This window comes from Clostridium thermosuccinogenes (assembly GCF_002896855.1).
Classification (GTDB): Bacteria; Bacillota; Clostridia; order Acetivibrionales; family DSM-5807; genus Pseudoclostridium; species Pseudoclostridium thermosuccinogenes.
The window spans coordinates 3,766,390-3,789,683 of record NZ_CP021850.1; the positions used below are offsets into that span (position 1 = coordinate 3,766,390).

At 44.0% G+C, this 23,294-nt stretch carries 19 protein-coding genes and 2 tRNA genes; 3 read left to right on the forward strand and 18 right to left on the reverse strand.

Annotated elements, in window-relative coordinates:
• Window positions 1-14: 14 nt before the first annotated feature.
• From CDO33_RS16585 to CDO33_RS16605, 6 genes are all read right to left on the reverse strand, one after another.
• A complete protein-coding gene (locus CDO33_RS16585; RefSeq protein WP_103079755.1) occupies window positions 15-1,763 on the reverse strand; it encodes an ABC transporter ATP-binding protein in 1,749 nt (582 codons plus the stop codon).
• Window positions 1,764-2,286: 523 nt separating this feature from the next.
• A complete protein-coding gene (locus tag CDO33_RS16590) occupies window positions 2,287-3,945 on the reverse strand; it encodes a DUF4091 domain-containing protein (protein ID WP_202849459.1) in 1,659 nt (552 codons plus the stop codon).
• 331 nt (window positions 3,946-4,276) lie between these two features.
• A complete protein-coding gene (locus CDO33_RS16595; protein WP_103079757.1) occupies window positions 4,277-6,055 on the reverse strand; it encodes an aminopeptidase P family protein in 1,779 nt (592 codons plus the stop codon).
• Between the two features lie 246 nt (window positions 6,056-6,301).
• Complete coding sequence (locus CDO33_RS16600) at window positions 6,302-7,465, reverse strand: Gfo/Idh/MocA family protein (protein WP_103079758.1); 1,164 nt, start codon at window positions 7,463-7,465, stop codon at window positions 6,302-6,304.
• 22 nt (window positions 7,466-7,487) lie between these two features.
• The gene (locus CDO33_RS20970; protein WP_161496396.1) at window positions 7,488-7,634 is read right to left on the reverse strand and encodes a hypothetical protein; all 147 of its coding nucleotides are present in this window, start codon (window positions 7,632-7,634) and stop codon (window positions 7,488-7,490) included.
• 59 nt (window positions 7,635-7,693) lie between these two features.
• Entirely contained in the window at window positions 7,694-9,781 is a 2,088-nt protein-coding gene (locus tag CDO33_RS16605; RefSeq protein ID WP_103079759.1) for a sodium-translocating pyrophosphatase, read from the reverse strand.
• Window positions 9,782-10,044: 263 nt separating this feature from the next.
• On the opposite strand from CDO33_RS16605, the gene CDO33_RS20975 reads away from it, so the two are divergent.
• Entirely contained in the window at window positions 10,045-10,260 is a 216-nt protein-coding gene (locus CDO33_RS20975; protein WP_161496727.1) for a hypothetical protein, read from the forward strand.
• A gap of 384 nt (window positions 10,261-10,644) precedes the next feature.
• Here the strand turns inward: CDO33_RS20975 and CDO33_RS16615 are convergent.
• From CDO33_RS16615 to ruvC, 10 genes are all read right to left on the reverse strand, one after another.
• A tRNA-Arg gene (locus CDO33_RS16615) sits at window positions 10,645-10,721 on the reverse strand.
• A gap of 11 nt (window positions 10,722-10,732) precedes the next feature.
• Window positions 10,733-10,806 (reverse strand) — tRNA-Gly (locus tag CDO33_RS16620).
• 361 nt (window positions 10,807-11,167) lie between these two features.
• Entirely contained in the window at window positions 11,168-11,677 is a 510-nt protein-coding gene (locus CDO33_RS16625) for a metallophosphoesterase family protein (protein ID WP_103079761.1), read from the reverse strand.
• A 39-nt stretch (window positions 11,678-11,716) separates the two neighbouring features.
• Window positions 11,717-12,319: an XTP/dITP diphosphatase gene (locus CDO33_RS16630; protein WP_103079762.1), complete on the reverse strand. Its 603-nt coding sequence runs from the start codon at window positions 12,317-12,319 to the stop codon at window positions 11,717-11,719.
• The gene (gene rph, locus CDO33_RS16635; protein ID WP_103079763.1) at window positions 12,288-13,064 is read right to left on the reverse strand and encodes a ribonuclease PH; all 777 of its coding nucleotides are present in this window, start codon (window positions 13,062-13,064) and stop codon (window positions 12,288-12,290) included. Before rph ends, CDO33_RS16630 begins: the two co-directional genes overlap by 32 nt.
• Before the next feature lie 36 nt (window positions 13,065-13,100).
• A complete protein-coding gene (locus CDO33_RS16640) occupies window positions 13,101-14,189 on the reverse strand; it encodes a GerMN domain-containing protein (protein WP_103079764.1) in 1,089 nt (362 codons plus the stop codon).
• 237 nt (window positions 14,190-14,426) lie between these two features.
• Complete coding sequence (locus CDO33_RS16645) at window positions 14,427-16,457, reverse strand: N-acetylmuramoyl-L-alanine amidase (RefSeq protein ID WP_103079765.1); 2,031 nt, start codon at window positions 16,455-16,457, stop codon at window positions 14,427-14,429.
• Window positions 16,458-16,608: 151 nt separating this feature from the next.
• Window positions 16,609-17,604 (reverse strand): Holliday junction branch migration DNA helicase RuvB, encoded by a 996-nt coding sequence (gene ruvB / locus CDO33_RS16650; RefSeq protein WP_103079766.1) that lies wholly within the window; start codon window positions 17,602-17,604, stop codon window positions 16,609-16,611.
• A 125-nt stretch (window positions 17,605-17,729) separates the two neighbouring features.
• A complete protein-coding gene (ruvA, locus tag CDO33_RS16655) occupies window positions 17,730-18,335 on the reverse strand; it encodes a Holliday junction branch migration protein RuvA (RefSeq protein WP_103079767.1) in 606 nt (201 codons plus the stop codon).
• 2 nt (window positions 18,336-18,337) lie between these two features.
• The gene (gene ruvC, locus CDO33_RS16660; RefSeq protein WP_103079768.1) at window positions 18,338-18,832 is read right to left on the reverse strand and encodes a crossover junction endodeoxyribonuclease RuvC; all 495 of its coding nucleotides are present in this window, start codon (window positions 18,830-18,832) and stop codon (window positions 18,338-18,340) included.
• Between the two features lie 611 nt (window positions 18,833-19,443).
• On the opposite strand from ruvC, the gene CDO33_RS16665 reads away from it, so the two are divergent.
• Window positions 19,444-20,664, forward strand: a complete 1,221-nt coding sequence (locus CDO33_RS16665) for an argininosuccinate synthase (protein WP_103079769.1) — start codon at window positions 19,444-19,446, stop codon at window positions 20,662-20,664.
• 115 nt (window positions 20,665-20,779) lie between these two features.
• Window positions 20,780-22,168 carry an argininosuccinate lyase gene (argH, locus tag CDO33_RS16670; RefSeq protein WP_103079770.1) on the forward strand — a complete coding sequence of 463 codons (1,389 nt, stop codon included), beginning with the start codon at window positions 20,780-20,782 and terminating at the stop codon, window positions 22,166-22,168.
• Between the two features lie 48 nt (window positions 22,169-22,216).
• Here the strand turns inward: argH and CDO33_RS20980 are convergent, their stop codons facing one another.
• On the reverse strand, window positions 22,217-22,390 hold the full coding sequence (locus CDO33_RS20980; protein WP_161496397.1) for a hypothetical protein: 174 nt from the start codon (window positions 22,388-22,390) through the stop codon (window positions 22,217-22,219).
• Window positions 22,391-22,804: 414 nt separating this feature from the next.
• Complete coding sequence (locus CDO33_RS16675) at window positions 22,805-23,116, reverse strand: hypothetical protein (protein WP_103079771.1); 312 nt, start codon at window positions 23,114-23,116, stop codon at window positions 22,805-22,807.
• Between the last annotated feature and the right edge of the window lie 178 nt (window positions 23,117-23,294).

Genomic DNA, 23,294 nt, shown 5'->3' on the forward strand with positions numbered 1-23,294 from the left:
CTTTCAACACACCTTTACATTATTATCTCATCCAGCCCTTCAAACTGCATGTTGTAATATTTGGCATAAAGTCCGTTCCTTTTCAGCAGTTCTTCATGGGTACCCTGCTCCTGAACACTATTATTGCTGATTACCAATATTTCATCAGCATTGCGGATAGTGCTAAGCCTGTGGGCTATGACAATAGTGGTGCGGTTTTTTGACAGACGGTCGAGAGAAGCTTGTATGTGTCGCTCGCTCTCATTATCCAGCGCAGAAGTCGCTTCGTCCAGAATCAGAATTTTAGGATCTTTCAAAAATACTCTGGCTATGGCTATACGCTGCTTTTGTCCACCGGAAAGACGGGTTCCCCTCTCCCCGACATGACTGTTGTAGCCATCCTCAAGGCTCATGATAAAGTCATGAATGTCGGCATTTTTAGCAGCTTCTATGATTTCCTCATCCGTTGCTCCAGGCTTCCCGTAAGCGATATTATCACGGATGCTTCCATCAAATATATAAACATCCTGCTGCACGATTCCTATAGCTTTTCGCAGCGACTTCAGCGTGACATCCCGCACGTCTATACCGTCAACCTTGACAGCTCCGGCAGTTACGTCATAAAAGCGGGGTATCAGGGAGCAAAGGGTGGTCTTTCCACCGCCCGACGGACCTACCAAGGCTACGGTTTTTCCGGCTTTTATATCGATGCTGATGGAGTTTAAAACCTCGGCATCGTCCTTATATTGAAAGGACACATTCTCAAAGGTGATGTCGCCTTTTACGTCTGTGAGCTCCACCGCATTCTTTTTATCAACGATTTCAGGCTCTGTTTCAATTACTTCCAGAAACCTGACAAAACCTGAATATCCCTTTTGAAACTGCTCTGTAAAATTAATGAGCACATTGAGCGGGTTTAAGAATATGCCTATATACAGGGCGTATATCGCCAGATCGTCAGCCTTAAGACTGCCCTTTGCGATGAAGTATCCTCCGCTTACCAGCACAACTGTGTATAAAAGTCCCTGAAAAAATCCGTTCCCTGCGTGAAAGCTGCCCATGACTTTATAGCTTTCTATTTTTGAGTCGAGGAATTCAATATTGCTTTTGCTGAATTTCTCTTGCTCCAAGCTTTCATTGGCAAAGGACTGCACTACTCGTATCCCTGAGAGAGTGTCCTGCAGCCGGGAATTAACCTTTGCAATCTTCCGGCGGTTATCCAAGAACGTCCTGCGCATCTTTATGTTTTTTCGGAAAGAAAAAACGACCATAACAGTGGTAACACAAAGCAGTATCAGAGTCATTCTGACATTTATCATCATCAGCAGGGCAAAGGAGCCTATAATCTTCAATACTGAAATAAAAATATTCTCAGGTCCGTGATGGGCAAGCTCCGCTATGTCAAACAGGTCGGAGATCAGCTTCGACATCATTTCCCCTGTATTGTTGCGGTCATAGTAGGAAAAAGAAAGCCGCTGGTAATGGTCAAACAAATCCTGCCGCATATCGCTTTCCATGCGGGCACCCATTGCATGCCCCCATGAAGTTATGTAATACTCACAGACATATCGGACTGCGTACATCACCAGCAGGCCGGCTCCGACATATACAACCACCCGGGTTATATTTCCGGTCGTGTCTGTAAAAACTTCATCCGTTAATATGTTCAATATCTGCGGAAATGCCAGGTCTATTAAACTTAGAACCAGGGCACAAAACATGTCAAGAAAAAAAATACCGCGATACGGCTTGTAATATCTCATGAATTTTTTTAAAACTGACATAACTAAGTCTCCTCCAACGTTTCAAGCATATCGAGCACTCTAATTATACAATATTTAATATCTATATGTATAGACGTCTATATTAGCTTCTACTGACCACGGCAAAATATTACCATATCGTTTCATTGGAGGCAATAGCTTCCAACAATTTTACCTTCCCTTAATGCTGCAATTGAAACCAGAATTATGTAAAATATCGCAAAAAGAATTATAACTACAACTGAATTTATACCGGCACCGATACCGGGACTATACCAATGCTGCATGGTTACATGGTACAGTCATCGCTTATCCTTTATCGTACAAGACCCTTCCAATATTGAAATGCTGCATCTTATAAAAACTGAACGGAAATGCCGGGGACTTACCCGAACAGCAGGATGCATCCCCGGCACCAAACCTTTTCCTTTCCTCGGAAGGCATTCCCTTATATTTGCTTACAGCAAAGAGAAACCTTCTCCTGTTAAACACCTTTTGATTACTATTTACAAGATTATTTATTTGCAAAATTCCGTATAGTTGCTTACATTCGTACGTTTTCTGCTATCACCCTGTTTATTTGCTCCCTCTTTGAGAGAAGCCAATCGTGTCCTTTAGGATATTTGCTGAAAGTGATGGGCTCATCCAGTCCATCCTCCAGCATATGAAGGACAGCTTCCTTTCCGATCAGTCTTTCCAGCAGTTGAAGGGCTCTCTTATCCTGAAGGGCTTCATAAAAGACCTCAAGCCTTAAAGATTCAATAGGTCCTTCCTTACCCGGATATACAACGAAAGCATCTCCCGACGGAAAGGCATATCCGGCGTCCGTTACACGGAACGGATCGATGGGATATCGGGAATACTGGGAATACCAAAAATTGTACCCCCACTGCAAAAAGCCTTTTATATCATACTTGTACAGCTGCATGCCTATTATCCTGTTTCTGGCCGAAGGCATGTTGAAAAACCGGTTTGATACTTCGCAATACTGTCCGCAGCAGTAATACGCCCATAAATCCGGCACATTGTTATCAAGGAACGGTTCTATGTGGTTTGTAGCCGGTATGGGCCTTTTTACCAAGCCCAACTCGTAATATTTATAATCCGACAGCGCATCTATAATCGGGAAGCCTTTAAGATACCTGTTGATTATGTCGCTGGCACTTCTATAGGACTCCAATTGCTCCGTGGACGGCTCATCGGAGACATGGAAATAACTCCGTTTTTCGATCCCCTTTTTTTGTATGAAGTCCACAAGGCACGGCAGGAACTGTCCCAGAAAAGAGCTATATTCCTCTCCGGCCGCATCGGTGTCCCATCCGAAAATGCGCTTTAATTCTCCATTCTCCTTTGCCATGATCTTGGGCGCATGTTTTGAACCCCACTGGGTAAAAAGATGGGAAAACTCAAAATATTCCACACCGCAGGCTAGGCACAGGTCTATCCATCTGTGGAGCCTGTCGAATCCAAATTTGTAGCTGTCCCCCGATTTTTCCACATCCACGAGCTGCACAGTCGGCCTCTCTTTGCCCACTTCCGTGTCCAGGGGAGGGGTGAAGATGGGCGTCAGAATCATGTTTATCCCATGCTTAACCGCTGTGCGGATAAACTGTTCAATGCGCTTCCAGTGCTCCTCGCTGAATATTTCCACATCGTACAAGGTCGCCAGGCAATCGGTATGGAACCATTCGGTATGTATAAGCGACTGCTTGGGAAGCTCCGCCCCTATCAATTCCAGATGAAATACAGCATCGCCCAACTCTTCTCCCGAGCTGTCAAGGAATATAACCTGCACGGTATAATTTCCCGGCCCTGCCGCTCCCCTGGGGTCAACTGCCACCCATAAGGACCGCCATTGATCGGGAAGAAGTACAATCCCCTCTTCATCCAGAGGCATCAATGGATCGGGATACAATCCGGGAGTGGATCTTAAAATATAGTCGTCATGGTCGGCATAACAGGGCATTTCCGAAGGAACCAGACCTACGCTGCGGACTGATATCCACGGAGCCAGCTCTGAAACAACTTTCACCTGCACCTGCTTCATCATCGGGCCGCTCCACCTATAAGCGACCTGGAATGAGTAAACCTCATTGGACAACATCGAACCTCTGCACCATGGCTCTGCCATTAGCTCCTCATCGGCAAACACCTTGGTCAATGAACTCAATAGCTTTATTTGAAGCCCTTTTCCTTTTTCCATCCTAATCATCTCCTAATTATTAAGGGACATTCTTTTATTTTAGCAGACATTATTTATTTATATAAAATCGGTTTGAATTCAGCTAATTGAAATGGATGACTGTTGTTCCGAAAGGATTCAAAGCATATAACAATCAATACATCCATTATTAGCTGAATTCATTGCTAAACTGTATAACAGGAAAGGCAAATCGCGGCAATATTCCACTCTGCCGCCATATTCGGACAAATTCTTTGCCCTGTTGTGGATACATGCCGGCAGGGTGGATTTAAATTACGCCCTATAACACATTAATTACAAAATATGAATGTCCTATATAGAGGGACACCCTCTATATTTCACGGGTTTCCTTCCTAAGCCAGTCTTTCTCTTCTTCATTGAGATAAGGTGAAAGCTTGGAGTATACATCCTTGTGGTATTCATTCAATCTCTTTTTCTCAGCTTCCGTCAACAAATCCACATCGATTCCATCCAGATCAATGGGACAGCAGGTAAGGGCCTCAAATCTCATAAACTGCCCGGATTCGGTTTTCTCATCTTCTACGACAAGCATGATGTTTTCGGTCCTGATTCCATGCTTCCCTTCCTTATATATACCAGGCTCATTGGTCACAATCATGCCCTTTTCCAGCTTGACATTGTTTACAACCTGGCTTATCCTTTGAGGACCCTCATGCACATTCAGGAAAAAGCCCACTCCATGACCTGTTCCGCATTTATAATCCATTCCGTATTCCCAGATGGGTTTCCTTGCCAGAACATCCAGATTGGAGCCTGTGGCACCATAAAGGAACTTCACGCTGTCCAGTCCCAGATAACCTTTAAGCACCAGGGTAAAATCCCTTCTCTCCTCCTCAGTGAGCTTGCCCAGAACTATAGTCCTGGTAATGTCGGTGGTGCCGTCCAGATACTGTCCGCCCGAATCCACCAGGAGGAAACCTTCATTCATCAAGGTATACTGGGATTCCGGAGTCGCCTTGTAATGCATCATTGCCGCATGATCCTTGTATCCTGCTATGGTATCAAAGCTGGGTTCCACAAAAAGCTCCTGCTGCCTCCTGAATTCCTCCAGCTTCTCCTCTGCCGATATTTCAGTGATTTTCTCCTTTCCCACCGATTCCTTCAGCCATTTGATGAATTTAACCATCGCAACGCCATCTTTTATCATGCAGTTTCTGAGGTTCTGGATCTCCACATCATTTTTGATCGCTTTCAACCGTGTAGTAATATTGGGATGCCTTATTTTCTTAGTGTTGGTGTTTATGGAGTTATACAGGTTCATATTTGTCCTTGCAGGATCGATGATTATGCTGTCCCCATCTCCGATACCTTCCAGAAACTTCTGGATATCGCCATATCCCATCAACTCGACGCCATCAGAATTCAATTCCTTTTTTATTTCCGAAGGTATCTTTTTGAGGTCGACAAACAGGATACAGCCGTCCATGGATATCACGGCGTTTGATATTACCACCGGGTTGTTGGGCACATCCGATCCTCTGATATTCAGCAGCCATGCGATATCATCCAGGGAAGACAGCAAATAGTAGTTTGCTCCAAGGGATTTCATCTCTTTTCTTACCTCATTGAGCTTCTCAACCCTTGATTTCCCCGCATATTTAACATCATGCACAAAGACTGTGCCCTCAGGAAGTCCCGGTCTGTCCGTCCACAACTGGCCTATTAAATCCTTGTCGGTCTTTAAGGATATTTTCTTTTCGGAAAACTCCTTTTCCATCTCATCAACGCTCTTTACCGAAAAGAGGCTTCCGTCAAAGCCGACGCAGTCCCCTTCCTTCAGAACATCTTTAAGCCATTTCTCGTATGAAGGCACATCCGGCTCTCCTGCCCTGAACAATTGAATCCCGGAACCGGCCAGCTGCTTTTCCGCCTGAATGTAATACCTGCCGTCAGTCCACAAGCCTGCATCTTTTTCCGTAATAACCACAGTGCCTGCTGAACCGGTAAAACCTGATATCCACTGCCTGGATTTCCAATGATCGGCCACATACTCGCTTTGATGCGCGTCGGAACTGGGTATTATGTATGCGTCAATTCCGTTTTCCTTCATCAGCTGCCTTAATTTCTCCACTCTTTCTTTAATCTCCAAGCCAAATCCTCCTTCTTAATACCTTTTTGTTCCTGTCCCGCACATCAGGCTTAACGCATGCAAAACAGGAAAAATCCCTTCTGTCAGTTATTTATTCACATAGACAGATTTTATAATTCTTATCTACACTTAAGTAAAACCACTTTAATTATTATAATACATATTGCATCTTCTTAAAATTGAATTTTGCTGTTATCAGAAACTTAATTTTATTGATTGGGAGAAGCTGTACCAGCACCCAAATCCTTATAAGCTGTCCACCTCAACCCATTGTCTTTCTTCGATGGACAAGTCCACAGCTTCCAGAACCTGAGAGCACTTCACCCCATCATTGAAGTCAGGCTCAGGATGCCTATCCTTTGCTATGGCCTCCGTAAACTCATACAATTCATGCACAAACGTATGCTCATACCCAATTACATGCCCTGCCGGCCACCATGCCTGCATATACGGATGTATTCCTTCCGTAGCCTGAATGAGTCTGAAGCCCTGTACTCCTTCCTCGTCCTCCGAAGAGAAATACTGAAGCTCATTCATACGTTCAAACTCAAACTTAATGCTGCCCTTGCTGCCATTGATTTCGAAGGACATGGCATTTTTATGACCATTGGCAAACCTGGTGGCTTCAATTGATCCCAAGGCCCCATTCTTAAACTCCGCCAAAAAGATGGTGGCATCATCCACCGTTACTTCTCCCATGGGAGCATCCGATTGGGCTTTTCCACTTAAGCCCGTCATCCTTTCCACCAGAGGTCTTTCTTTAATAAAGGTTTTATTTATGCCTATTACTCTATCAAATTCCCCTACTAAAAACCTCGCCACATCGATGATATGGGCTCCCAGATCTCCCAGGGACCCGGAACCGGCCACTTCTTTATCCAGCCTCCATACCAGGGGAAATAGGGGGTCAACGATGAAGTCCTGAAGATACGTTCCTCTGAAATGATAGATTTTACCGATTTTCCCCTTATCGATGAGCTTTTTTGCCAGTTGTATGGCCGGTATAAACCTGTAATTGAAACCAATCTGATGCTTGATGTTGTTCTTTTCAGCCGCTTTCAGCATCTCTCTCGCATCTTTCAGGTTTAAGGCCAGAGGTTTCTCACAAAAAACATGCTTTCCATTTTCAGCCGCAGCAATGGCAATTTCCTTATGAAAATTACTGGGAGTGGTAATATCCACCATATCGATATCATCCCGACGGACAAGCTTTTCCCAGGAAGTCTCATATCCTTCCCATCCATATTTTTGAGCCGATTCCCTCACCCAGGATTCGTTTCTTCCGCAAATAGCTTTCATGACAATCTTTCTGCTCGGCTCGAAAAACATCCCTATACGCTGAAAAGCGTTGCTGTGAGCCTTGCCCATGAATTTGTAACCGATCAACCCGACATTTAACTTATCCTCCATTCCACATCTCCCCTTTACTGTTTTATATATATAGATATAATTTCAATATGCCATTGGAAATTCCTTCTATTACCGGCAGAGTATATGAAAATGCCGCCGAGCTTTCCGGACAAACCGCAGCATCAGGCAAGCCGTTGTCGTTCACAATATAAAACGCAGGAGATGCCATCTCACATCTCCTGCGCAAAGGATCGAACGATAACTATATATTGTCGACACCGGGTTGCATCAACCGAATATTTTAATTGTCAGGAACAGCGTAGCCATAATGGAGGATACCAAGGATACAACTGTAACCTGTGTATTGATGGAAGGTCCTGCGGTATCTTTAAACGGATCGCCTACTGTGTCACCGACTACAGCGGATTTATGAGCATTAGACCCTTTTCCTCCGTGGTTGCCGGCTTCTACATACTTCTTGGCATTATCCCATAAGCCTCCGGAGTTGGACATGAACAATGCCAGCAGCAAGCCACTGATGATATTTCCTGCCAGGAAGCCGCCCACCGCATTCACGCCTCCGACAAAACCCACTACAATAGTAGCAGCGATTGCCATAAGGCCTGCAGGAATGAGTTCCTTCAATGCGCCGGTCGTTGCTATGTCAATGCACTTGTCATATTCCGGCATAGCGTCTTCCTTACCTTCTTTAAGACCCGGAATCTCATTGAACTGCCTATGAATTTCTCCCACCATACGCTGAGCGTTACGGTCAACGCCAAGCATGAGCATGGCAGAGAATACCGCAGGAATTGCTGCACCCACCAGCAATCCGAAGAATACGGTAGGATTCAATATATCGAAATTCTCAATTCCGGCAAGTCCACGTTCACTAGCTGCAACATTAACCTCACTCATAAAAGTACCGAGTAATGCAATAATAGTCAGTCCTGCCGCACCGATGGCAAAACCTTTGGTAACTGCCTTAACCGTGTTACCCGCGCTATCCAGAGAGTCCGTAATTTCCAGAGCTTTATCGCCCAGATTGCCCATTTCAACAAGTCCTCTTGCATTATCAACGATCGGTCCGTAAGCATCGTTGGAAATTATCATACCTACGATGGAGAGCATACCGACTGCTGCCATAGATATGCCGAACATTCCGTAAACCGGATTGCCGGGATTTAACTGAGCAGTAAGGTTATAAGCTACAAGAGCGGAAACTGCAATGCCTGCCAGGGCAGGTAAAACGCTTAAGAAGCCGTAGGAAACGCCCGACAAAATTGTGAATGCCGGTCCGGATTCAGAGGCTTTAGCGACATAATGGACAGGTTTCTTATTGTCATTGGTGAAATAGTCGCTGGCTATACCTATTATAGTTCCAACCAAAAGACCTGCAATCATGGCTCCCCAAATTCTCCACTCAAATTTGAAAATCCATGTGACTAACGCAGTAGCGCCGGCATAAAGAGCAGTGGTAACATAAGTGCTCATATTCAGCGCATTTGAGGGATCACCGCTTTTACCCATTCGGGCTGTGATAACACCAATGCTGGAAGCAAGCAGTCCAAGAGCTGCGTAAACAAATACCATCATGGTGAAATTTCCGGCTCCTTTGTCCAGTGTAATTGCCATAACCAGAGCCGCAACCATAGATGCAACGTTGGAGTCGAACAAATCTGCTCCCATGCCTGCAACGTCACCGACATTATCCCCGACATTGTCGGCAATAACAGCAGGGTTTCTCGGGTCATCCTCGGGTATGCCGAGTTCAACCTTACCAACCAAATCGGCACTTACGTCGGCAGTTTTGGTGTAGATTCCACCACCTGCTTTCGCAAAAAGTGCAAGGCTGGATGCTCCAAAGCTGAAACCTAGCATTGCGCTTGCATCCCTTGTAATGGCATACACTAAAGATACTCCTAAAAGACTTGAGCCTACAACAGCCATACCCATGACCGCACCGCCACGAAAACCGGCGAGAAATGAAGGCTTGATGCCTTTTGTCGCAGCTTCGGCTGCTTTCATATTGGCAATAGTGGCAATTGTAATTCCTATTTTTCCGGCTAATGCGGAAAGGGCCGTACCAAATATATAGGATACAGCCATGGCGATATTGTCTTTAAAATCACCCGACCAAATAGGCTGAGGCAAGAACAGCAAAATTAAAATAGCTATTACGCCTGCAAAACGTGCTAACAGGGCATATTCACGCCTAAGAAATGTGCTGGCTCCCTTTTGGATAAGTTCACCAACCATGTGGACCGTTTTGTTGGAGGAAGGCTGCTTCTTTACCCATATGTAAAAGTACGCAGCTACTCCGAAGGATAACAGTGAGACCACTATTGCTAGAATTAGTGCTGTTGAAATGTCCATATTTTTCGCCCCTCTACATTTTTTTATGCTGATATCTGCAGAGAAAAATATCAAGACATTAATCAACATAATCCAATATTCATGGTGTTAAGTACGTGGGTGATGTTGTGATTTGAACGTGTTGCGCTTTTTATATGCACGCCATCATAAGCTGCCGCTAAGAGCACTTATGTCTTTACATGCTAAACTCAGCATCAATATAGCCATTGTTCCCGGATTATAACAAAACTGGAAACAATGACTTAAAGCGTCGCCCCGAAAACTTGATAGCTGAAATTCGCAATTTGGAAAGGCAGAAAGCCTGTTACAATGCCTCCCGGGTCAGAGGTGATGCTTTTATATCGGGCTGTATGAAAAACCGGAACAAGGACAACCAGATACTTTATCTGCAAAACAGCAGTTCTTGTAAAAGCTATTTTGCAACATCCATACCTGAGGAGCCTTGCACCTGCAAGGAAAGACAATTCGGATTTCCTTAGGCAATCTTCTGATGGTGAATGCACTAACCGGTACAACACCATAAATACCTGGAAAATGTTAGCTAGTCTGCAATTCAGCTCCTTAATGTCTTTTTATTCTCCTCTTGCATCATATCATGTATTAACACAAAAATTTTTCCCATTGTCATTGTAGTACATAATTTTTCAATAGTCAAGAAAAACAAAAAATAAATTATTAAGTAATCAAAACTACATAGTTAATCTGAAAGTAATGTCTAAGGCGTCTCTTTGGAACCATTTCAAAAATAATCTGCTGTAAGATAAATAGAAAAAGAAATATTAAAAGGTAAAAAAAATCTGAAATGGAGTTGAATTAAAAACAATAAAGGAGATTGATAAAATCAATCTCCTGTTTTTCAAATTTGGCGTGCCTAGAGGGATTCGAACCCCCGACCTACGGATTAGAAGTCCGTTGCTCTATCCAGCTGAGCTACAGGCACATATTGGATTGTGGAGCGGGTGAAGGGAATCGAACCCTCACAATCAGCTTGGAAGGCTGATGTTCTACCATTGAACTACACCCGCAAACGGCTTGTTTAAGCCTACTCATCGGTTATCAGTATCAACTGCCGACTTTAAATATTATACAGACTAACTACCGTCTTGTCAACAATTATTTTATGGTTATTTATATTTTTTATTATACATTTTCTTTCATCTCAGGGTAAAGCACTATAGCCATAAGCAAATGCTTTCATATGCAAGGACCTTCCGGCGTTGCTTCTTTCCGGAAGGTAAAGCTGTCCTTTTTAAAAACGGCAGTTTTGCCGGCTTCCCTTGTATTCTCCCTTTCTCCGTGTGGCTAAGGGCCTATTCAATGTTATCCTTTGGCTGCCGGCATACTGCAAATCCATTTCTGAAAAGGATAAGAATCTATATATCCCAATTATTTGGCAGCTGTCTTTACCATAAATCTTTTATAGGTGCATATGACAGGCTGGATGCTGTTCTCATCCAGCGTTATTATTGCATAGGACTCCCTGCTGTCATCCCTGGGGTCGCTTATGCTTCCCGGGTTAAGCAGTATGCAGCTTCCTCTGTCCTCAATATGGGCGATATGAGTATGCCCGAATAAAATCATATCAACCTTTGTATCCTCCGCCTTTTTATAAAGCTTGCTGTAATCCCAGTTGACCGAATATCTGTGGCCATGGGTGATGAGGATTCTCTTGCCGCAATATTCCAGAATCTTTTCCGCCGCTACGCTGCCTATCATGAAATCACTATTCCCATAAACATATTCGAAGGGAATCTGCGGAAACATATTAGAAAGCTTCTGAGCATCCCTGAAGTAATCACCAAGATGTATTACCAGATCTATACCATTGCTGTTTCTTATTACGTCTTCCGCCCGGTCCGTTTCGCCGTGTGTATCGCTAAATACTAATATCTTCATAGTTTACAACTTCTCCTAATCAATTGCCGTATCGCATTGCTACGTGAAATTCTCATATTTTTTAAGTTTCTCGACCATAGCTTTCAGGGCTTTTCCCCTGTGGCTAATTTTATTTTTTTCATCCGGGTCCAATTGGGCTGTCGTCATATTGTATTCAGGCAGGAAAAATAGAGGATCGTAACCAAAACCATTGGTACCTTGAGGCACGAAACCTATATATCCGTCGCAGGTTCCCTTTACGGTGAAGCTTCTTCCGTCGGGGAAAACGACGGCTATAACACATACAAACCTCGCTGACCTCTTTTCGAAGGGCACTCCTTCCAGAAGTTCTAAAAGCTTTTTGTTTTTATCTTCATCAGTAGCACCTTCCCCGGCAAAACGCGCCGAGTATATACCCGGTGCACCATTCAAATAATCAACTTCAAGCCCTGAATCATCCGCCATGACCATTTCACCTGTCAGACGGTGAAGCTCCTTTGCCTTAATCATGGCATTTTCCTCAAATGTGGTGCCATATTCCTCAATGTCTTTATCAATACCTGCCTGTTCCATGGAAACAACCTCAAAGGGCAGCCCTGCCAGTATTTCCTCAATTTCTTTAAGTTTGCCTTTATTCTTCGTCGCTACTAAGAATTTTCTCATCCTTGCTAATTCTCCCAACTTCGTCTGCTAAGGAGCCGAGAGCTTCCTTCTGAAGTTTGATTAAGGTATTTATACCACCCTCGGCCAATTCCAAAAGCTTATCCAACTGCTGCCTGCCGAAGGTCGCTTGTTCTCCTGTTGCTTGTATCTCAACAAATTGACCATTACCTGACATTACAACATTCATATCCACAAGAGCATTGGAGTCTTCTGCATAGCACAAATCCAGCATCTCACAGCCGTCTACTACCCCAACGCTTACTGCCGCAACAAAATCAGTTACAGGCATTTTTTCGATTATCCCGCTGTCTATCAACACCTTGCATGCATCCACAAGGGCTACAAAAGCACCTGTAATAGAAGCTGTCCTTGTGCCGCCGTCGGCTTGTATTACATCACAGTCTATCAGTATCTCCCTCTCACCCAGCGCACTAAAATTCACAACAGACCTCAAAGACCTTCCTATCAGCCTCTGAATTTCCTGTGCCCGGCCATTAATTTTCAACTTGCTGATATCCCTGGGATTTCTAACTTTAGTTGCCCTGGGCAGCATGGAGTACTCGGCAGTTATCCACCCTTCCCCGCTGCCTTTTTTAAATGGAGGTACCTTGTCATCCACCGTAGCTGTACATATTACTTTCGTATCCCCCATCTCTATCAGGACGGACCCCTCCGCATATTTCGTGTAATTCCGTGTTATCCTGACGTCTCTCAACTGCGCGTTATCTCTGCCGTCAATTCTCAATTTGCTTCCTACCTTTCAATTCGCCATCTGCAAGAATCATTTATCTATATAATCATTTATCACGGAAGGAATTGACATGCTTTCCGTAAGATCCGTACCCTCCGGGAGGTTGGTTGCCTTTCCGCCTACCAGTATTTTTACCTTTTTAACTCCCTCTATCTGAGCCATGGAGTAGAGGATTTGCCTCAAAATGCCTTCTTCCCTCGCATTACCTCCATAGTTCATTATTTCCTTACTGATATCAAGAACAATCATATCATCCTTGATATCGCTTCCGATAAGCTCTGTTCCCTCAGGGAGTTCCGAAAACAGAACCCCTCCGGCAGGCTTTTTGCCCAGGTCGGATATGATCCTTGCCGCAATGGCATCAGCATCGATACCGGAAGCCTCGGCAGATACCGGCAATATGTATGAAAACCTGTCATTTGCAGCTTTAAAAAGGTAAACATCATACTTGGCCATACCCTGTTCCACATTTATTTTTTCGGAATTAATCAATATATTCTGTCTGTCCAAATCTTCAGATATATCTGTGCCGAATTTCAACCTGTCCTTTCGGCTGCCATTCACCAGGATTCTAACCCTTTGCACGGTGCTAAATTCCGTCAGCGTGTAAACTATGGATGAAATTATGCATTTTTCTGCCTTCTCGCTGTCATAATCCAGAAGCTCACCGCTGAAATCGATGATTGCCGTACCTTCCCGGATTGTCAATCCCAGTATCCTGGTACCTTTCGGCAGTACAGGATATAACCCGTAATAATCTATTTCCTCCCGATTGATGGAATTGTCAATCAAACTGTTAATTGCTGCTCTTGCGATTCCTTCCTGTTTGCTTATCCTCCTGGTTACCGGTATTATGTAACCATCTGCATCCTGATAGTATATATTCACCTGCATTGTCGGTTTTTCCGGCTTTTCAGGCTCATCAGGTTCATCAGTCTCAACAGGTTTATTATCGTAACTTACCTTTCCCTGGTCGCTCACGTCACCTTCTTCAACATCTACCATATTACCTTGGACAGAAGTATCTTCTGCACCTCTGGGATTGCCCTCCACCGGCAATGCGCATCCGGTTAAAAGGACAATGGCTGCTACCAGTAGTAAACATAAACTCCTCTTCATATTTTCCTCCTAACAGTAATAATTTTCCTATACTGTTATTATAGACAAAATATGAAGGTGTATATTATTTCCCACTGTTAATGCTATGTTACCATAAGCATGGGGTAAAAAAAACCAGTAGATTATATAAAATCTACCGTTTTTTTTATATATTTTAACTTGTTGTACCGGCATCTCCCGGCATAAATTACAGGACAAAGCCTCTGGAGATTTCGGGTCACAACAGGCTTATATACATCAATAATCCTCCAAAGCTTTGATTATAGCTCTGCACAGGGCTTCTGCGGCCTTCTGCCTGAAGTTTTCGTCCAGAAGTTTCTTTCTGTCCTCAGCACTATCCACGAAAGCTATCTCAGCCAATGCAGCAGGCATCTTGGTTGCTTTCAATACCACCAGTCCGGGTCTTTCCTTAAGCTTTCTGTCTTTAGTTTTAAGAGTGCTTATAAGCTCATTCTGAATTATCTGAGCAAACTTCTTGCTCTTTGCACTGTTGGGATGATAAAGGGTTTCGGTTCCCGTTTCCTTATTATTGAAAGCGTTGTTATGTATACTCAGGAACAGTGTAGCATTCAGGCTGTTGGCTATGTATGCCCTCTCATACAGCCCTACATAGCTGTCATCCTCCCTTAGCATATATGTATTTACACCTTTGCTTTTAAGTAAGGAATTCAGCCTCATGGCAATATCCAGATTCAGGTCTTTCTCCTTGACACCTGCACTCGTCGCTCCTGACTCGCTGCCTCCGTGCCCTGCATCTATCACCACCAGCTTGTCCTTGGCAGAGTACGGCTTTAATACCGTTATCGCAGTATCATTAACATCAGCACGGGTGATAATCTCGTATACGAATTTGTCCTTTGCATTAAAGGTAATGCTGGTATTCTTGCTTTTTTCATCAGTGCTGATCTCTATCGATTTCAGATAGCTGTCATTTATTTCCAATGTGCCGGTTCCTATATTCGCCAGATTGCTTCTGAACGTTATGGTGTACTTCTGCCCGGAAGAGTCATACTTTCCGGTATAGAATTTCTTGAGGTCCGCTCCTCCCTCGGTAAGCTTTGCGCCTTTCAGCGAAAAATATACCCGGTCTCCGCTGTTGTGGTAAACCAAATTTTTATATGTGGGACTTTGCACATCAATGATCAACTGCCCGTCTTTCTCGGCTATGCTGTAGTGGGGCAAGCCTTTTGTATCAATCACAACCCTGGCTGTGCTGCTGTTATGCTGGGCATATCTCACCGTGCTTATCCTTCCGCTGTCCACCTTTATGGTTCCCTGCTTTTCAGGCACCGAAGCGTTCGGTATATCAATCACTATTCTGTCAGGGTCGGTAAGCCTGAAAACATTGTACCCTTCATAGCTGCCGACAGTCAACGCAACCCTGTCCCCATTTGAAATTGCGGAATATTTGACATCCAGCTTTTTGGGTTCAGGATTCTCTGTTTCCGGCTTATCATCTTTAGGCTCCTCGGTTTCCTGTTTTCCATCACCTTCATCCGGGGAAGGTTCCTTGCGGAATGAAACGACGGAACTTCCCAATTTGTCATCATGGATGACTTCATATGTAAAATTTTCTTTGGCGTATATCGTCATGGTGGTTTTTCCCGCAGACTTGCTGTTATAAATACGGATCATATTGATATAGCCATCATTGATGCTCACTATTTTGCTTTTCACTTCTCCCAGGGTGTTGGGAAAAGCAATGGTGTACTTTTTGCCGTTGGAATCAAAAGTTTCCGTGAAGAGCTTTTCTGACCCGTTATCCCCGCCAAAAAGCTTTATTCCATCCAGCACCAGATTTCCCCCATCGTCGTCATTGTAATAAATGACATTGTCTACAATGGGTTTGGTTAAATAAAGAACCAACATTCCCGATTCCTTCCTGACAAAGTACTGAGTCATTTCCTTCAGATCAACCACTACCCTGGCTGTATCCTCGTTAAACTGCGCATACCTTACCGATGATGCATACCTGCCTCCAACATCGATTTTATTCTGTGTGGCAGGCGCTTTTGCTTTGGGAATATCAATCACAACCCTGTCGGGGTTGGGCAGGTAGAAAACATTATAATCCTTAAGCTTGCTGACATTAATCTTGATTACGTCCTGGCTGCCGTTTGTGGAACATTCAACATTTTTCAGCTCACCGCTAACGGTAGCTCCTAAAGCAGGAGGTAAGACAGCCACGAGCTTTGCATGTGCTACAGTATTAATTGTGGAAGAGATTAGTGTAATTGATGCCAAGATAGATATTGCAAGCTTTTTCATGAAAACACCTCGTCATTTTATCTTTTGAATAGTTAGTTGTCAAATGGACCGGAAATATCCTCAACATGTTTATATTACCATATTTTTCGACATATTTGCCAATTTTAAATTAACTAAAATAAAACTTTAATTAAATTGTAACATTGAGGTGTTATTCATATCTGAGCCCAAAATGCTCATAAGCTAGCTTCGTAGCCATCCTTCCCCTTGGAGTTTTGTTGATGAATCCCAACTGGAGGAGATAGGGTTCATACACATCTTCAATGGTGTTGGCCTCCTCCCCTATCGATGCGGCAAGGGTATCCAGCCCTACCGGTCCTCCGGCAAACTTGTCTATTATTGTCATGAGCATTTTCCTGTCTACGCCGTCCAGGCCTATCCTGTCTACCTCCAACGCATCCAGCGACATTTTTGCCACTTTGCCGTCAATAAACCCCTCGGCTTTTATCTGTGCAAAATCCCTCACCCTCTTTAAAAGCCGGTTTGCTATCCTGGGCGTTCCCCTCGCCCGTCGGGCGATTTCTTCAGCGCCTTCCTCATCTATCCCTATATTAAGTATGCCGGCCGACCTTTTTACAATCTGCTTCAGCTCCTCCGTATTATATATTTCAAGCCTGTTGATGACACCAAACCTGTCCCTCAAGGGAGATGTAAGCAGCCCTGCCCTTGTGGTGGCCCCCACCAAAGTGAATTTCGGCAGATCCAGCCTTATGGAACGAGCGCTCGGGCCTTTTCCTATAATAATATCCAGGGCATAATCCTCCATGGCAGGATAAAGAATTTCCTCGACACTTCTGTTAAGGCGGTGGATCTCATCGATAAAAAGCACATCGTAATTTCCAAGGTTGGTCAACAATGCTGCCAAGTCCCCGGGCTTTTCTATGGCAGGCCCTGACGTGACTCTCAAATTCACTCCCAATTCGGAAGCTATTATCCCGGCTAAAGTAGTTTTTCCCAGGCCGGGCGGTCCGTAAAGCAGCACATGGTCCAAAGCCTCCTTGCGCTGTTTTGCCGCCTCTATAAATATCGAAAGGTTTTCCTTTACTTTTGCTTGTCCGATATACTCACTGAATTTTCTAGGCCTGAGGCTGGCTTCGTCATAATCCTCCTGTTTGATTTCGCATCCCACAAGTCTTTCTTCTTCCATACATAACCTCCGGTCACCAAAAGTTCGGGGCACACTGCTGAGTAAAAGGCCAAGCTTCCCGCAGAGTCTCCCCGTATATATTTCCATCTTGTCTTCCAACATCAATAGTCAAAAGCACTTTCCAACTATCGCGCAAGCCCTTTCAGGGCATTTTTTATAATCGATTCCAGATCCATATCATCGGAATACACCGCAGATACGGCCCTGCTCGCTTCAATGGGGGTATATCCCAGAACCATTAACGCGCTTATGGCCTCAGGTATCCTGGTATTCTCACCATCCGCCGGCACACTCTCCTCCTTAAGTTTTTCGGTAGCCACCAGCTGCTCCTTCTTTATCTTGTCTTTAAGCTCCAATATTATCCTTTGAGCCATTTTGCTGCCTACGCCCTGAGCCTTTGTCAGGGTCTTGGCATCGTCGGTGATTACCGCCAGGCTGAATTTGGACGGCGTGATGGATGATAACAGGGAAACAGCGGCTTTCGGCCCCACTCCCGAAACTGAAATCAGCAGTTCAAACATGCTGAGCTCTTCCTGCGTACAAAACCCATAAAGGCTCATGATATCCTCTCTGACATACAGATATGTATACATCTTGACTTCATCCCCCACCGGCCCCATCGCCTGAACGGAGGAAAGGGATGTGAATATTTTATATCCGATCCCGTTGGTTTCAACTATTATATATTCATTGTGCTTATAGGCAATTTTTCCTTTTATGTACGCAATCATGCTTACCTCCTGTTCAAATAAGCGTTCATCCTGTAGGAATGGCCATGACAGATGGCAACAGCCAAGGCGTCTGCAACGTCATCAGGCTTTGGTATACTGGGCAGGTTCAGGATAATTTTAACCATTTGCTGAATCTGAGCCTTTTCAGCCCTGCCGTAGCCCACCACCGACTGCTTTACCTGCAGCGGCGTGTATTCAAAAACACTCACACCGGCCTTTGCTGCCGAAAGAACTGCCACTCCCCTTCCATGGCCTACAGCCAGCGCCGTCTTGATATTCTTGTTGAAAAACAATTCCTCAATCGCCACAGCATCCGGATTGAAGGTCTTAATCAGCTCCTGGAGCCTGTCATATAAGCAAACCAGCCGGTTGGGCAGTTCCATGGAAGCCTCAGTTGTCACCGCGCCATAATCAATTACCGAAAATTTGTTCCCCTCATATTTTACTATACCATACCCGGTTATAGCAAATCCAGGGTCAATACCCATGATGATCATAAAACTCCTCCGTCAAAACAATCCCCTGCTGCAAGACCCGCACCACTGCGCCTCCGGTGCTTGTTTTAGCGTCCATGCCTTATCGGACAAAGCTCTGATCAATCTACCCCTACCATCGGATTTACCTTATTATTCAGGAACAGATTAAGGAACTCAGCAGCCATACTCCGCCTGCGGTATCAAACATAAAGGCAACAAGGCAGCTGTGCTTTGATTTCTTCTGAAACTGCTAATTGTTAACCTTTGTGAAACATGGTACTATAATTCTGTACTCCGGCAAATATTGTCGAGATTTTGCCGGAATTTTGCCCATGTGGCTTTGCCATGCCCGGTTTGCTTTATTCGTGGCAGGTGCAATGCAAGGGTCGCATATTTATGCATATTAATGTATAATAATAAACAATATATTAATACGCAATGATATCTAAACCAGTGCGAATTGCCATATCAGTCAGCGCCAGATTTGCAGGTTTGCACTTAAAGCTTTACAGCCAAAGAGGCAAATTTGCATCAGCAGCTTTGCTGCTCCTATATGCACTGCAATGATAGCTTCGCTGTCTGTATAGATAGATTGCTAAGTTACATTTTAACATATTTAAGGAGGTAATTGTATGAGTCAGAAAGAAAAAGTAATACTTGCCTACTCAGGAGGCTTGGATACATCAATAATAATACCATGGCTTAAGGAAAACTATGATTACGAGGTCATAGCCATGGCTGCCGATGTAGGCCAGAAGGAAGAGCTGGATCATCTGAATGAGAAAGCGATAAAGACCGGAGCGAGCAAAATTTACATAGAGGATTTGAGGGAAGAATTTGTGACCGATTTCATATTCCCGACGCTAAAAGCCGGTGCGATATATGAAGGAAAATACCTTCTCGGAACATCCTTTGCAAGACCGTTAATCGCCAAGAGAATGGTAGAAATCGCCGAAAAGGAAGGTGCTACGGCTATTGCCCATGGCGCTACCGGAAAAGGAAATGACCAGGTAAGATTTGAGCTTACGGTCAAAGCCCTTGCCCCCCACCTGAAAATAATAGCTCCATGGAGGATCTGGGATATCAAGTCGAGGGAAGACGAAATTGATTATGCAATGGAAAGAAACATACCTGTCCCGGTTACTAAAAAGGAAAACTACAGCATGGACAGGAACCTGTGGCATTTGAGCCATGAAGGACAGGACCTGGAGGACCCCTGGAATGAGCCTCAGTATGACAAGCTTCTTAAACTCATGGTTCCTCCCGAAAAAGCCCCGGATAAACCCACCTATGTGGAGATATATTTTGAAAAGGGCATACCCAAAAAGGTGAATGGCGTTGAATACGGCCCTGTAGAATTAATTGAAGTTCTTAACAAAATTGCGGGAGAAAACGGCGTAGGTATCGCCGATATGGTTGAGAACCGTCTGGTGGGCATGAAGTCAAGAGGAGTATATGAGACTCCCGGCGGAACAGTCCTTTATGCCGCCCACAGGGAACTGGAGCTCCTCTGCCTTGACAGGGATACGCTTCACTACAAGGATATCGTAGCCCAGAGATTTGCGGAGCTCGTGTATTACGGACAGTGGTATACACCTTTGAGGGAAGCAATATCAGCCTTTGTGGATGTCACACAGCAGACTGTCACCGGAACGGTCCGCATGAAGCTTTACAAAGGCAATTGCATGCCGGCCGGAGCAAAATCCGACTACTCCCTTTACAGTGAAGAGCTTTCTACCTTCGGCAGGGATGCGGTCTACAATCAAAAGGATGCGGAAGGCTTCATAAACCTCTTCGGTCTGCCTATGAAGGTCCAGGCATTGATGAAGGAGAAAAATAAAAATAATAAGTAAAAAATAAAATATAAACATCAAAAAACATCAAACTATACCGGGGACATTTCGCAAAAGCCCAAGCTTTAAGGCAGCGAACTGTCCCCATAAATATGAACTGGCTGGAGATGATTGTGTGAAACTTTGGGGCGGAAGATTTCAAAAAAACACCGACAGGTCGGTGGATGACTTTAATTCATCCATAAGATTCGATTGCAGGATGTATAAGCAGGACATTCGAGGCAGCATGGCCCACGCCAGGATGCTTGGAAAATGCGGCATCATTTCTGAAGCCGATGCGAAACTCATTCAGAAAACCCTGGCTGAAATCCTTGACGATATCGAAAAAGGCCTGGTGGAATTTGAGGTGGATGCGGAAGACATCCATATGAATGTAGAAAAAATCCTCATATCAAGGATAGGCGATGTGGGTAAAAGACTGCATACGGGTAGAAGCCGGAATGACCAGGTGGCCCTGGACATCCGCATGTATCTAAAGGATGAAATCAATAATATCCGGGACATGCTTATTTCCCTGGAAAAAGTGCTGCTGGAAAAGGCAGAGGACAACCTGGATACCATACTGCCCGGCTATACCCATCTTCAAAAGGCGCAGCCCATCACCTTTGCCCACCATATAATGGCTTACTGCCAGATGTTCAAAAGGGACATAGAGCGGCTGGAAGACTGCTTCAAAAGGACAAATGTGATGCCCCTTGGTTCCGGGGCACTGGCGGGTACCACCTATCCCCTTGACAGGTATATGGTAGCTGAGGAGCTTGGTTTTGCCGGAATAACGGAAAACAGCCTTGATGGCGTAAGCGACAGGGATTTTGCGATAGAACTGGCATCATGTCTTTCCATTATTATGATGCATCTCAGCAGATTCAGCGAAGAGCTTATATTATGGTCTTCCCATGAATTCAGCTTCATAGAGATGGACGATGCTTACAGCACCGGGAGCAGCATCATGCCTCAGAAAAAGAACCCTGATGTTGCCGAACTGGTGAGGGGCAAATCGGGAAGGGTTTATGGAAACCTTATGGCTCTCCTGACAGTCATGAAATCCCTGCCCCTTGCCTATAACAAGGATATGCAGGAGGACAAGGAAGCCATATTTGATTCCGTGGATACTGTAAAGATGTGTATTCCGGTATTCACAAGAATGATAGCCACCATGAAAATCAGAAAGGAAAACATGTATAAGGCTGCCCAGGGCGGTTTCACCAACGCCACCGACATGGCTGATTATCTCGTCAAGAAAGGCATCCCTTTCAGGGACGCCCATGCCATTATAGGTAAAATGGTACTTTACTGCATAAACAATAACAAAGCCATTGAAGAACTGTCGTTGGAGGAATTTAAGAATTTCTCGGGCATAATTGAAGAAGACGTATATAATGAAATCTGCCTTGAAAAATGTGTTTCCGAAAGAAAGCTGCCCGGAGGACCTGCCAAGGAAAGCGTAATGAAGTCAATAAGCAATTTGAAGGAGCATCTCGCTTCTTTGAAGCAGAGTTTGTAATAGATATTTTATGATAGTAAAATAGCAGGGCGGCTCCGGCCGCTCTCCTTATTTTTCGATTATCTGCACTTTTACATTGAGCTTTCCGGATTCCATACCTATATGAATTTTACTTATATCCACACCCTTTTTCTGCAGGCTGGCAACCAGATCCCTTCTTATATTCTCTGCAATATTGCCGCTGGTGCATGTACTGTTTGCTATTTGCTTTTTAAAGAACATGATATCCCCCCTTGTCCATCTTAAATTATGTTATAATATTTCCCCATATTTTCATAATATTTCCATCTAATGTAATGGATAAATCTGCCCTGTCCGCTGAAGCACAGTTGATTTTTCATGGCTTATTTCTGTTTGACATACTCACGGATTCTTTTGACAAGTGTAAAATAGATTGTTAAAACTCTATATGGCGCTATTATATGTCACTAATCTTTGCAAGGAAGGGATATATTTAAAAAGATGAGGCAGATAAGTTTTATGCTTTTGATTTGCTTTATTTATTCTCTCAATTTACTTTTCGACTTGGCCTTATCGATTATTCTTTCCTTTACTTTATCATTTTAGCTTTCGCTTTCCAAAGTATAGAAATATGATACACATAAAAAAGCAAGCCTTAATCAGCCTGCTTTTAAATCATCCCTGTTTGACCTTTTTATCCAGGGCTTTACCTAAACTATACCATGAATCTCTAAGTTTGAATCTTATTTCTTCATCCAGAGTACTCTCTATTATTCCATTCAATCTTTTTCGCATCTCGAAATACTCAAGAATGTTAAACTCCGGCTTCTTGAGCAGCTCCTCCATTTCTTCCACCCATTCATTGACATACTGAGACCCTATGAACTCCCTTGATATCTTTTTCTTTAAATGTGTGATTACCAGCTTTATAGCCTTTCTTTTCACATCGACATCAGTTTGTTGTTTCCGCATAGCCTCTTTTGCCATTCCAAACACTCCTTAAAAAATAATAAAGACAATCGCAACTGATAACACAATATGGGTTTTGACCATGGTATACCCATTTATAACATATTATATCACATAAATATATAAATATCCACGGAATAAGTATGTAAAAAGCTTTTTAGCCATGGATATCCCGGTGAAAAAAAGAAGGGATACG